The sequence below is a fragment of the Micromonospora sp. NBC_00617 genome, assembly GCF_045161355.1.
In the GTDB taxonomy this organism is placed as follows: Bacteria; Actinomycetota; Actinomycetes; order Mycobacteriales; family Micromonosporaceae; genus Micromonospora.
The window spans coordinates 6,124,351-6,136,993 of the sequence record NZ_CP107751.1 but is presented as its reverse complement, the minus strand read 5'-3'; the positions used below and the strand labels follow the sequence as shown (position 1 = coordinate 6,136,993).

The 12,643-nt window shown below is 72.0% G+C and carries 11 protein-coding genes; 7 read left to right on the top strand and 4 right to left on the bottom strand.

Annotated features, from left to right (window positions below):
• Positions 1-103: 103 nt before the first annotated feature.
• Positions 104-1,525 carry a diguanylate cyclase gene (locus tag OG505_RS28425; RefSeq protein ID WP_405429113.1) on the top strand — a complete coding sequence of 474 codons (1,422 nt, stop codon included), beginning with the start codon at positions 104-106 and terminating at the stop codon, positions 1,523-1,525.
• 27 nt (positions 1,526-1,552) lie between these two features.
• Here the strand turns inward: OG505_RS28425 and OG505_RS28420 are convergent, their stop codons facing one another.
• Positions 1,553-2,614 (bottom strand): aspartate-semialdehyde dehydrogenase, encoded by a 1,062-nt coding sequence (locus OG505_RS28420; RefSeq protein WP_405429112.1) that lies wholly within the window; start codon positions 2,612-2,614, stop codon positions 1,553-1,555.
• A gap of 5 nt (positions 2,615-2,619) precedes the next feature.
• Positions 2,620-3,885, bottom strand: a complete 1,266-nt coding sequence (locus tag OG505_RS28415) for an aspartate kinase (protein WP_405429111.1) — start codon at positions 3,883-3,885, stop codon at positions 2,620-2,622.
• A gap of 267 nt (positions 3,886-4,152) precedes the next feature.
• Here OG505_RS28415 and OG505_RS28410 point away from each other — a divergent pair, with 267 nt between their 5' ends.
• Together OG505_RS28410 and OG505_RS28405 are read left to right on the top strand one after the other, a co-directional pair.
• Entirely contained in the window at positions 4,153-4,944 is a 792-nt protein-coding gene (locus OG505_RS28410; RefSeq protein WP_405429110.1) for a hypothetical protein, read from the top strand.
• Positions 4,945-5,028: 84 nt separating this feature from the next.
• Complete coding sequence (locus OG505_RS28405; RefSeq protein ID WP_405429109.1) at positions 5,029-5,559, top strand: nitroreductase family protein; 531 nt, start codon at positions 5,029-5,031, stop codon at positions 5,557-5,559.
• Here the strand turns inward: OG505_RS28405 and OG505_RS28400 are convergent, their stop codons facing one another.
• Positions 5,560-6,558, bottom strand: coding sequence for an ArsR family transcriptional regulator (locus tag OG505_RS28400; RefSeq protein WP_405429108.1), 999 nt, complete (start codon positions 6,556-6,558; stop codon positions 5,560-5,562). It lies immediately after the preceding gene.
• Between the two features lie 79 nt (positions 6,559-6,637).
• Here OG505_RS28400 and OG505_RS28395 point away from each other — a divergent pair, with 79 nt between their 5' ends.
• Positions 6,638-7,909 carry an MFS transporter gene (locus OG505_RS28395; RefSeq protein WP_405429107.1) on the top strand — a complete coding sequence of 424 codons (1,272 nt, stop codon included), beginning with the start codon at positions 6,638-6,640 and terminating at the stop codon, positions 7,907-7,909.
• Between the two features lie 237 nt (positions 7,910-8,146).
• Positions 8,147-9,898: a 2-isopropylmalate synthase gene (gene leuA, locus OG505_RS28390; RefSeq protein ID WP_405429106.1), complete on the top strand. Its 1,752-nt coding sequence runs from the start codon at positions 8,147-8,149 to the stop codon at positions 9,896-9,898.
• A 72-nt stretch (positions 9,899-9,970) separates the two neighbouring features.
• On the opposite strand, the gene OG505_RS28385 is transcribed toward leuA, so the two are convergent.
• On the bottom strand, positions 9,971-11,464 hold the full coding sequence (locus OG505_RS28385) for an MFS transporter (protein WP_405429105.1): 1,494 nt from the start codon (positions 11,462-11,464) through the stop codon (positions 9,971-9,973).
• Between the two features lie 107 nt (positions 11,465-11,571).
• On the opposite strand from OG505_RS28385, the gene OG505_RS28380 reads away from it, so the two are divergent.
• Both OG505_RS28380 and OG505_RS28375 read left to right on the top strand, forming a co-directional pair.
• Positions 11,572-12,213, top strand: a complete 642-nt coding sequence (locus OG505_RS28380) for an HNH endonuclease family protein (RefSeq protein WP_405429104.1) — start codon at positions 11,572-11,574, stop codon at positions 12,211-12,213.
• Entirely contained in the window at positions 12,213-12,605 is a 393-nt protein-coding gene (locus OG505_RS28375; RefSeq protein WP_405429103.1) for a hypothetical protein, read from the top strand. Before OG505_RS28380 ends, OG505_RS28375 begins: the two co-directional genes overlap by 1 nt.
• Positions 12,606-12,643: the final 38 nt, after the last annotated feature.

The window sequence follows — 12,643 nt, the reverse complement described above, 5'->3', positions numbered from 1 at the left end:
CACAGCCTGTGGATAGCACATGTGTACGAAGCTCGGGCGGTCCCCGTCCGCGTGGGTACGCTTGATCGCGCAGAACCCCTCCCCTACCTGGAACGACGTGCGAGTGGATCATCAGCGAGTCATCCGTGACGTCACCGTCGGCCTGTCGATGGCGTCGACCGCGCCGGAGGCCTGTCGGCGGACGGTCGCCGCGCTGTCGCGCCACACCCCGGCCACGATCTCGGTGCTGCTCGAGGCCCACGACCGGCTGCGCTGCGTGGCGGCGACCGGCGCCTGGCAGGTCTTCGCGACCGTCCCGGCGCGCACCGGGATCGTCGGCCGGGTGCACGCCACCGACGTCGCGGCGGTGGTCCCGGACGTCACCGCCGACCCCGACTACCTTCCGGTACGCCCGGACGTGACCGCCGAGCTGTGCGTGCCGGTGCGCGACCCGGCGGGCCGGGTGATCGGCGTACTGGACCTGCAGTGGAGTGGGCCGGTCGACCTGGAGCCGTGGCAGGAGACCGCGCAGCGGCTGGCGGCCCGACTCGGCGCGCGCATCGCCGCGCTGGGCGGCCCTCCGTCAGAGAGCCGGAGCGAGAAGCTGCTCCGGCACGCCGCCGCCCTCTCCGCCGCCCCGACCGAGGAGGCCGTGATCAGCGCGGCGGCCTCGGCCGCCCGGGAGGTGTCCACCCTCCCCACCGCGGTGCTGCTGATCGGCGGCCCGGAGGGTGCCCAGCTCGGGCCGCCGCCGCTGGCCGGGTGCGAGTTGGAGACCCGCATCCGGGCGGAGTTGGCCGAGGCGGGGCCGGAAGCCCTCGGCCGGATGATCGACCGGGCGCACCGGTACGGCGCCGGCTACACGCTGGGCGAGGCGGGGCACCCGCCGACCGAGGACTACCGGCCGCTGACCCGGGCCGGGGTCCACACGCTGATCGCCGTTCCGGTGGGTCCGCCGGACGCGGGTGGGGCTCTGCTCGTCGCCGACGAACGGGCGCTGCGGCCGGACCCAACCACGGTCAGCCTGATGGAGTTGCTCGCCGGGCAGGTGTGGACCAGCCTGGACCGGCTGCGTACGCTCGTCCGGCTGCGGGAGCAGGCCAGCTCGGACCCGCTGACGGGGCTGCGGCACACCGGCCCGTTCGGGCAGCGGATCGCGGCGGCGACCCCGGGGCGTACGGCTCTGCTGGCGATCGACGTGGACGGCTTCAAGACGGTCAACGACACGTACGGCCATCAGGCCGGCGACCAGGTGCTGGTCGGCTTGGCGCGGGCGCTGGAGGGGGCGTTGCGCCACGGCGATGAGCTGTACCGGATCGGCGGCGACGAGTTCGTGGCGGTGATCGAGGTGAGCCGTCCGGAGGAGGCGGTCCGGATCGCCGAGCGGTTGACCGAGGCGGCTCGCCGGACCGGTCGCACGATCAGCGTGGGCGTCGCGCTGCCCCGCCCCGGCGAATCCCCCGACCACACCCTACGAAGAGCCGACCAGGCCCTCTACGCGGTAAAGCGCCAGGGCCGAGACGGAGTCCACCTGGCCGCGGCGTGAACCTTCCGGCCGATACGCAGCCCGGGGTCAGGCGGTGCGGAGTTCCTTGGCCAGGAGTTCGGCGATCTGGGCGGTGTTGAGGGCCGCGCCTTTGCGGAGGTTGTCGCCGGTGATGAAGAAGTCGAGGGCGCGGGGGTCGTCCAGGGCGCGGCGGATACGGCCGACCCAGCTCGGGTCGGTGCCGACCGCGTCGATCGGCATCGGGAACTCACCGGCGACGGGGTCGTCGACCAGGATCACGCCGGGGGCGTTGCGCAGCGCCTCGCGGGCGCCCTCGGCGTCGACCTCGGTGGCGAAGACCGCGTGCACGGCCACCGAGTGGCCGGTCACCACCGGCACGCGTACGCAGGTGGCGCTGACCTTGAGGTCGGGCAGGCCGAGGATCTTCCGCGACTCGTTGCGGATTTTCATCTCCTCCGACGACCAGCCGCCGTCGGCCGGCGAGCCCGCCCAGGGCACCACGTTGAGCGCCAGCGGCGCCGGGAACGGGCCGACATCGTCGCCGACCGCCTGGCGGACGTCGCCGGTACGCGAGCCGAGCGCCCGATCCCCGGCGACCTTGGTGAGCTGGTCGTGCAGGATGTCCACGCCGGCCTTACCGGCACCGGAGACCGCCTGGTAGGAGGCGAGCACGAGTTCTCGCAGGCCGTACTCGCGGTGCAGGGGCGCGATCGCGACGATCATCGCGAGGGTGGTGCAGTTGGCGTTCGCGATGATGCCCCGGGGCCGGTTGCGGACCTGCTCGGGATTGATCTCCGGAACGACCAGTGGGACGTCCCGGTCCATCCGGAAGGCGCCGGAGTTGTCCACCGCGATCGCGCCACGGGCGACGGCGATGGGCGCCCACTCGGCGGAGACCTCGTCGGGCACGTCGAACATCGCCACGTCGACCCCGTCGAACGCCTCCGGGGTCAGCGCCTGGACGACGATGTCCTCGCCCCGGCAGCGCACCCGCCTGCCGACCGAACGCTCGGAGGCGAGGAGCCGGATCTCACCCCAGACGTTGCGACGCCCGCTGAGCAGCTCACACATCACGGTGCCGACGGCACCGGTAGCTCCGACCACGGCGAGGGTGGGCAGCGCCGTCATCGGCGCTACCTACCCGTCCCGGCGTAGACCACGGCTTCGGTGTCGCCGCTCAGCTCGAACTGGTCGTGGATGGCGCGGACCGCGGCGTCGAGGTCGGTGTCCCGGCAGACGACGGAGACGCGGATCTCGGAGGTGGAGATCATCTCGATGTTGACCCCGGCGGCGCCGAGCGCGGCGAAGAAACCGGCGGCCACACCGGGGTGTGAGCGCATGCCGGCGCCGATCAGGGAGACCTTGCCGACGTGGTCGTCGTAGAGCAGGCCCTTGAACTTGACCGGCTCCTGGATCTTACTGAGGGCGGCCATCGCGGTCGGGCCGTCGGCCTTGGGCAGCGTGAACGAGATGTCGGTACGGCCGGTGCCCTCGGTGGAGACGTTCTGCACGATCATGTCGAGGTTGATCTCGGCGCCGGCGACGGTGTCGAAGATCCGCGCGGCGGCACCGGGCTCGTCGGGCACGCCGACAATCGTGATCTTGGCCTCGCTGCGGTCGTGCGCGACCCCGGTGATCAGTGCCTGCTCCACGGAAAGGTCCTCCATCGATCCGGTGACCATCGTGCCGGTGTTGGTCGAGTATGACGAACGGACGTGGATCGGCAACCCCGCCCGACGGGCGTACTCCACGCTACGAAGGTGCAGCACCTTCGCGCCGCACGCGGCCAGCTCCAACATCTCCTCGTAGGTGATGTCCTTGATGTGCCGGGCGTTGGGCACGATCCGCGGGTCGGCGGTGAAGATGCCGTCCACGTCGGTGTAGATCTCGCAGACGTCGGCGTGCAGCGCGGCGGCGAGCGCCACGGCAGTGGTGTCCGAACCGCCCCGGCCGAGCGTGGTGACGTCCTTGGTGTCCTGCGAGACGCCCTGGAAGCCGGCCACGATCACCACAGCGCCCTCGTCGAGCGCGCCCTTGAGCCGCCCCGGGGTGACGTCGATGATCCGGGCGCGGCCGTGCACCGAGGTGGTGATCACGCCGGCCTGCGAGCCGGTGAACGAGCGGGCCTCGTACCCCAGGTTGTGGATGGCCATGGCCAGCAGGGCCATGGAGATCCGCTCCCCGGCGGTGAGCAGCATGTCCAGCTCGCGGCCCGGCGGCAGCGGGCTGACCTGGTTGGCCAGGTCGAGCAGCTCGTCGGTGCTGTCACCCATCGCGGAGACCACCACCACCACGTCGTCGCCGGCCTTGCGGGCGGCGACGATGCGCTCGGCCACCCGCTTGATCCGCTCGGCGTTGGCGACGGAGGACCCGCCGTACTTCTGCACAACGAGTGCCACGACGGTGCACTCCCTCCCAGCGACCCTGAGCGTGCCGACGCCGCCGGAACCGGGGCCGGCGGCGCGTGTCAGACCCCATGAGGGTATCCGGCCGGTTACGGCGGCGGGTCGGGTGATCCCACCATCCGGCCCGCGCGGCCGTCCGGGCAACGCGGGTGGCCAGGTCCGCGAGTTCCGGCGGTACGCCGAAAGTCCGCGCCCGACACGCCGGGGCGGACGGCTGCCCGCCGCTGCCCGTGTCTGGCCCGCACCCACCAGAATGGGCCGGTGCCCGTCCTTCACCGCTCGGCCGGCCGCGTGCTCGGGCCGCTCGTGTTCGCCCTGCCGGCAGTCCTGCTCTCCTGCACCAGCGAGCGGCCTCCGCCGCCTCCGCCGCCGGCCGATCCCGGGCCGGTCGAGGTGGACGGCACCCGGGACGAGTTGGCCGCCCTGGTCGCCGCCGCACAGGATCGCCACCTGGTGGCGCGGTACGTGTTCAGCCGGACCGGCCAACCGGACCGCAGCATCGTGTTCACCAGCGCGAACGACGGCAGTTGGCGGGTCGACGTGCCGGGCGGGGCGCTGGGTGGCACCGCTGACGTCTCGCTGGCCGCCACCGGCGACGGGCTGTTCCAGTGCGCGCTGCCCTCGACCGGTCACCCGGAGCCGGCCCGCTGCGTACGCCTCGGCGAACGCGACGACGCCATCCCGCGCCGGCTGGACCCCCGCGTCCAGCATCCACTCACCGACTGGCTGGACGTGCTGACCGACCGGCGCGCGCCGCTCGCGGTGGCCGTGGCCGCCACGCCCAAGGGGCTGACCGGGACCTGCTACTCGGTCGACTCCACCTCCGCCTCGCTGAACGCGCCGTTGGACGTCGGCATCTACTGCTACGACACCGACGGCACGCCGACCGGCGTCCGAACCGAGGCCGGCACGTTGCGGTTGGCGGCCCCGCCCGGCCCGGCGCCCGCCACCGTGCAGCTCGCCGGGCCGGTGGTGGCGGACGCGGAGCCCCTCGACACCGCGGCCCCTCCGACGCCCGATCCGACATTCAGCAAGAGCGCGGGAACGCCCTGATCTTCATACCGTTACGGGTGCTTTTGCCCACATCCTGCGAGCCCACGTTGAGCGGCGAATCACCCATACAGCACGATTCTCGGCATGGCTGACCTGACCCCGCTGCTCGCCTTCCGCTGGAGCCCTCGGGCCTTCGACCCGAGCGCCACCCTGACCTCGGACGAGGCGGCCTCGCTGCTGGAGGCCGCGCGGTGGGCGCCGTCGGCGGACAACGGGCAGCCCTGGCGGTTCGCCCTCGGCCACCGGGACGACCAGAACTGGAAACGGATCCTGATCAACCTTCCCGCCGACGACCAGGGCTGGGCCCGGCACGCCGCCACTCTCGTGGTCGGCGCGCACACAGGTGGCGACGCCGAGCGGGCCGCGTACGACCTCGGTCAGGCGATGGCCCACCTGACCCTGCAGGCCACCGCGCTCGGCCTGCACGTCCGCCAGCTCGTCCGCTTCGACCGGGCCGGCCTCGCCACCGAACTCGACCTGCCCGGCGGCGTCCGACCGCTGGTGGTGGCCGCCGTCGGCCGGCTCGGAGACCCCTTCGCCCTCCCGGCCGAGCTACGCGCCCGGGAGACCGGCCTGCGGCACCGCCGGCCGGTCGCCGACCTGCTGCTCGCCTGATCACCTGGCCGGGGTAGGCACCCCGCTGGCCCGCAGCAGAACCCCCGCGGCGTCGGTGTTGCGGTAGCGGACGTGCCGACCCTGCCGAGACCGGCTGACCAGGCCGGCGGCATGCAACGCGGCCAGGTGCTGCGAGACGTTTCCGGCGGACATCCCGGTGCGGCGGGCCAGGTCGGTGGTGGTGGTAGCCGTGTCGAGCAGGTGCAGCAGCGCGGCGCGGCCGGGGCCGATCACCCGTGCCAGCGGGTCGCCGGCCGGTGGCGCGGTCGCCTCCCAGAGCGTCCCGACGGCACGAACCGGGTACGCGCCGGCCGGAAGCGAGTCCTCCAACAGGTTCCACAGCACATTCCGCTGGGTGAACACCGTCGGGTTCAGCGCCAGCCCACGACCGCGCAGGTCGAAGTCCCGCTCGAACGTGTCGTCGCTGATCACCCGGTCGCCGTGCCAGTGCAGGCTCGGGTGGAGTTGCTCAAAGAACCGGCCGGCGCCGTTCTCGGCGAGCTGGGCGGCCCGGTACGCCACGTCGGCGTCGAGCAGCACCCGCATCCGCGGCCAGTCCGGGGCGATCGCCTCGTCGTACCAGACCCGCACCGCATCGACGAGCTGCGGCAGCAGCCCGCGGGGGTCGGTGAGCAGCGCCTGCCCGAACGGATTGAGCGGCCGGCTCGGGGTGGTCGCCAGCAGATCCTGGACCACCACGCTCGGCGGCGTCGCGGCGATCTGCTCAAGCTGCTCGGCCATCTCCACGTTCGGCCGGGCCGCCGGGGTGAGGAAGTCGGGCAGCCAGCGACCCCGCCCGACCAGGTGCGTCAGCGGTCGGACCCGGGCGGCCACCTCAGGGCGGCCCAGGGTCACCCGGGCCCGGTCGATCCAGGGCAGGTGCACCGCGTAGCGGACCGGGCTGGCCAGGGCCCACATGCTCATGACCGTCTCGTTGACCGGCGACACGGCGAGCCGCACACCCGCGACGTCGGCCAGGCTGAACCGCAACTCGGACACACGCACCCCCCGGGAGCAGGATTCGGTCCAGCCTAAAAGGCTCGACCGCTGTCGTGGGAGCCCGGTTCACTTCCCAGCCATGGGAGCCAGAGACTCCATCCGCACCGCCGTGGCAAACGTCGTACCGCCGGCCGGGCTGACCCGCGCGCTGGCCGTGCAGGCCATGGTCTACGCCGTCGGCAGCGGCCTGTTCCACGCCGGCAGCGCCGTCTTCTTCACCCGGGCGCTCGGGCTCAGCGCCGCCCAGGTCGGGTTGGGCCTGTCCATCGCGGCGGGGGTGTCGCTGCTGGGCACGGTGCCGCTGGGCGGGCTCACCGACCGGTTCGGGCCGCAGCGGGTCTGGGTGGTCGGGCTGGTGCTGGACGCGGCGCTCTTCGCGTCGTACCCGTTCGTGGGCGGCTTCGCGAGCTTCCTCGCCGTGGTGGTGGCGCTGGCGGCGGTGTACGCGTCGACAGGCGTGGCCCGCCAGGTCTACTCGATCAACGCGCTCCCCCCGGCCGAACGGGTCACGGCCATGGCGTACCAGCGTTCGTCGTTGAACGTCGGGTTCGGGCTGGGCGCGGTGATCAGCGGCCTGGTGCTGGCCGTGGACACGATCGAGGCGTACCGCGCAATGGTCTGGTTCATCGCGACGGTGATCCTGGTGACGGCCCTGTTCGTACGGCGACTGCCCCGGCTGCCGCAGGTGGCCCGGCCGGTAGAGCCGATGGGTCGGCTCGCCGTGCTGCGGGACCGGCCGTTCATGGCGGTGTCCCTGCTCTCCGGGCTGCTCACCGCGCACGGGGTGCTCTACCTGACGGTCATGCCGCTCTGGATCCTCACTCACACCGACGCCCCGAAGACGGTGATCGCCGCTCTGGTGCTGCTCAACACGGTCCTGATCGTGCTGCTCCAGGTACGCGTCAGCCGGGGCGCCGACACCGCGGCGGGCGCGGCGCGGGCCTCCCGTCGTGGGGGCCTGCTGATCGCCGTGTCCTGTCTGGTCCTGCCGGTCTCCGGGGTCACCCGGGGCCCGCTCACCGTCGTGGTGCTGGTGGCCGCCGCGACGCTGCTGATCCTGGCCGAGCTGATCCAGTCGGCGGGCGCCTGGGGGCTCATCGCCACCCTCCCGCCGGATGGCCAGCGCGGCGCGTACGTGGGGGCGTTCCGGCTCGGCGAGCAGGTGCAGTACCTGATCGCCCCGGCGGGGTTGACCGCGCTCGGGGTGACCACCGGCGGCTGGGGTTGGTTACCGACGGCAGCGATCTTCGTGCTGGTCGGAGTGGCGATCGTGCCCGCGGTGACCTGGGCCGGACGGACGCCGAGGCTGGGTTCCCAGGCCCCGGAGCCGACGATGACATCGGTCCCATAGTCCGGACCGACCTTCCCACCCTCCGTTTCATCACGTAGGGTGACCTGGTCATGTGGCGGGCGTTTCTTCTCCTTAGCAGCCGCGACGAGGCCTGACCGGCCGGCACCTCGTCGCGGAGTCGCATCGCGCCGTCCAGCACATCCGAACTTCTTCTCGGCACCGCCGCGCACTGTCGCCCGGCAGCTCGCCGACACCTTCCGATCTGCTGACGCCACATGTTCCAGGGAGCACTCTGAGATGGCTCAACCTGTCACCGACGCCGAACCCGATCCGATCGCTCGGCAACGCCCGAGCCGGATGCCGTACCACCGCTACCAGCCCTACCGGGAACAGTTCCGGATCGACCTGCCGGATCGCACCTGGCCCACCCGCACCGTCGAGGCCGCCCCGCGCTGGTGCGCGGTGGATCTCCGGGACGGCAACCAGGCGCTGATCGACCCGATGTCGCCCGAGCGCAAGCGGCGGATGTTCCAGCTGCTGGTCCAGATGGGCTACAAGGAGATCGAGGTCGGCTTCCCGTCGGCCAGCCAGACCGACTTCGACTTCGTCCGGCAGCTCATCGAGCAGGACATGATCCCGGACGACGTCACCATCCAGGTGCTCACCCAGTGCCGGGAGCACCTGATCGACCGGACGTTCGAGTCGCTGCGCGGCGCCAAGCGCGCGATCGTGCACTTCTACAACTCGACCTCCACCCTCCAGCGCCGGGTGGTCTTCGGCCTGGACAAGGACGGCATCGCCGACATCGCCACCACCGGGGCGCGGCTGTGCCAGAAGTACGCCGAGATCCACACCCCGGACACGGAGATCTTCTACGAGTACTCACCGGAGTCCTACACGGGCACCGAGCTGGAGTACGCGCTCCAGGTCTGCTCCCGGGTGATCGACGTGATCGACCCGACGCCCGACCGGCCGCTGATCATCAACCTGCCGGCCACCGTCGAGATGGCCACGCCCAACGTGTACGCGGACTCGATCGAGTGGATGCACCGGCACCTGCCGCGCCGCGACAGCGTGGTGCTGAGCCTGCACCCGCACAACGACCGGGGCACCGGGGTGGCCGCCGCCGAGCTGGGCCTGCTGGCCGGCGCGGACCGCATCGAGGGCTGCCTGTTCGGCAACGGCGAGCGCACCGGCAATGTCGACCTGGTGACGCTGGGGCTCAACCTCTTCTCCCAGGGCATCGACCCGATGATCGACTTCTCGAACATCGACGAGATCCGGCGGGCCGTCGAGTACTGCAACCAGCTCCCGGTGCACGAGCGCCACCCGTACGCGGGCGACCTCGTCTACACCGCCTTCTCCGGCTCCCACCAGGACGCCATCAAGAAGGGCTTCGACGCGCTCGCCGCCGACGCGAAGGCGGCCGGCGTGCCGATGGACGAGCACACCTGGGCCGTGCCATACCTGCCGATCGACCCGAAGGACCTGGGCCGCACCTACGAGGCCGTCATCCGGGTCAACTCGCAGTCCGGCAAGGGCGGCGTCGCGTACATCATGAAGAGCGAGCACCAACTGGACCTGCCCCGCCGCCTCCAGATCGAGTTCTCCGGGGTCGTGCAGCAGGTCACCGACCACGACGGCGGCGAGGTCGACCCGCGCGCCATGTGGGAGATCTTCGCGACGCACTACCTGCTCGACCACCAGCCCGACCCGGCGATCCGGTTCGGCGGCTACACGATCGGCACCACCGACGGCAAGGTCGAGATCGAGGCACAGGTCGGCGTGGGCGGCGAGCAGCGGTCCCTCGCCGCGGTCGGCAACGGCCCGATCGACGCGTACGTCAACGCGCTCGGTTCGGTCGGGGTGGGCGTCCGGGTGCTCGACTACCACGAGCACGCGCTGTCCTCCGGTGGAGACGCGCAGGCCGCCGCCTATGTGGAGTGCGAGGTGGACGGTCGGACGGTCTGGGGTGTCGGCACCGACGCCAACATCGTCACCGCGTCGATCAAGGCGGTCACCAGCGCCGTCAACCGCGCCCGCGCCTGATCGCACCCTCCGGACCCCGAACTGTAAGGAAGGGCCCCTTATTAACGCCTGGCGTTAATAAGGGGCCCTTCCTTACTTCGGGGGTGTGGAGGCGGGCAGCGAGTGGCAGGGCTGCGACGGTGGAGCCGCGCGGGGCGGTCGGTGGACCAGGACGAGGGCCAGCACCGCGCCGGCCAGCAGCAGGCCGGCGCACCAGACCATCGCGCCCCGGAACGCGTGCGTCAGCTCGGTCTTCTGCTCGTACCCGCCGCCGGAGAGGCCGACCAGCAGCGGCAGCGCGGCCACCGCGAGCAGACCGCCGGCGCGGGACGCGGCGTTGTTGAAGCCGCTGGCCACTCCGGAGAAACGGTCCTCGACCGCCGCGAGCACCGACGCGGTCAGCGGCGCCACCACCAGGGTCAGCCCGAGGCCGAAGAGCAGCACCCCGGGCAGCACGTCGGTCCAGTACGACGCGCCGGGGCTGACGCCACGCAGCAGCAGCAGACCGGCGGCGGCGATCACCGGTCCGACGGCCAGCGGCAGCCGGGGGCCGATCCGCGCCGACAGCGCGCCCGCCCGGGCCGACCCGATGAGCAGCAGCACCGTCATCGGCAGCAGCGCGATCCCGGTGCGAAGGGCCGACCACTCGACGACGTTCTGCAGGTAGACGGCGAAGAAGAAGGTGAACCCGCCCAGCGCCGCGTAGACCACCACGGTGAAGATGTTCAGGACGGAGAAGAGCCGGCTGGTGAACAGCCCGGTGGGCAGCATCGCCGTGTCGCCGCGCCGCCGTTCCAGCAGCACGAAGGTCACCGCGGCCACCACCCCGACCAGCGCGGCGATCAGCACCGACGCCGAGGTGAAGCCCCGCGCGGGCGCGTCGATCAGGGCGTACGTGACGCCGGCGAGCGCGAACGCGCCGAGCAGCGCCCCGGCCACGTCGAACCGGCGTCGCGTCCGGCCCGGCCCCTGCGTCCGGGAGGCGTTCTCGTCCCGGCTCTCCGGCACCCAGCGGGCGGTGGCCAGCACCACCAGCACGGCGATCGGCAGGTTCAGGAAGAAGATCCACCGCCACGACAGCGCGTCGATCAGCCAGCCACCGAGGAACGGGCCCAGCGCGGTGGACACACCGGACAGCCCGGCCCAGGCGCCGATCGCCTTACCCCGGTCGTCCGGGTGGAAGCTGGCCTGGAGCACCGACAGGGAGCCGGGGGTGAGCAGCGCCCCGCCAGCGCCCTGGAGGAACCGGGCCCCGATCAGAGCGCCGGTGCCCTGGGACAGCCCGCACAGCACCGAGGCCAGAGTGAACCACACCACCCCGATCAGGAAGACCCGCCGCCGGCCGAAGCGGTCCCCGAGCGCCCCGCCGAGCAGCACGAACGCCGCCAGCATCAGCAGGTACCCGTTCACGGTCCACTGGAGATCGGCCACATTGGCCCCGAGATCCTGACCGAGTTTCGGCAGCGCGACGTTGACGACGGTGCTGTCGAGGAAGACCATGCCGGAGGCGAGCACCGCGGCGAGCAGCGTCCCCCGGCCGGCGGCGGTGCCCATCCGCAGAGCGGGCGACGGTACGGCTGTGGTCATCTCACCAATCTGCCTTGCAGGATGTGGGAGACGCCACGAAACGCCGAAACCATGCCCGGGTACTGTGCGCAATCGCCGGGAGCCCGCAAGCTGGAGAGGTGTCGTCTGTGCGTACCAGATCAGGACAGCGCGCGGCGGTGACCGCGCTCGTCGCGGCGCTGGCGCTCGGCGTAGCCGGTTGCGTCCCTCCGGACGAGGCCGATACGCCGCCACCACCGACGGACGGCGGCAACGCCGTGCAGCAGTTGGGCCAGCTGACCGTCGCCGAGGCCGGCTCGATGAAGGGCTACAGCCGGAACCGCTTCCCGCACTGGCGGAACACCGGCAAGAACTGCGACGTGCGGGACAGCATCCTGCAACGCGACGGCAAGGACGTGAAGCTGTCCGGTTGCAATGTCGTCGGCGGTCGCTGGGAGAGCGTGTACGACGGTCGCAGCGCCACCGATCCCTCCAACGTGGACATCGACCACATGGTGCCGTTGGCCAACGCGTGGCGCTCGGGCGCCGACGAGTGGGACGACGCGAAGCGCGGCGACTTCGCCAACGACACCACCCGGCCGCAGCTCCTCGCGGTTTCCGCGTCCTCCAATCGGGCAAAGGGTGACCAGGACCCGTCCCAGTGGAAACCGGCGAACCGGTCGTACTGGTGCCAGTACGCCAAAGACTGGGTGACGGTCAAGCACCACTGGCGGCTGACGGTGACCAGTGCCGAGAAGGCCGCCCTGACCGACATGCTGGAGGGTTGCTGATGAGCGAGGGAGCCGCGACAGACGGCGAGGCGAAGGGTGACACAGGCCCGGCCGCGGCGGGCATGACCGCGGATGGCAGCGCCGAAGCCCCGGCCGCCGTGCCGGGGGCCGGCATGGTCGCGGACTCCGACGGCGCCGGTGGCGCGCAGAGCCGCACGGCCGACATCATGCCCGGACCGGGCGGGGTGATGACCGACGAGGTCGGGGTGGTCACCGGCGAGCTGACCCTGCGCACCGAGTACGCCGACGGCAAGGTCACGCTGCGGGTGCAGTACAAGGACGCGGACGAGTGGTACGCGGTGACCGGCGGCTCGGTGCCGCTCGCCGACCCGGCGGGGCTGGACGCGGTGCACGCCGTGGCGGTGGCCCTGCTGCACCGCCCGGAGGGCTGACGCCACGCCCGGGCACCGTCGACCCGTGGCACCGGGGG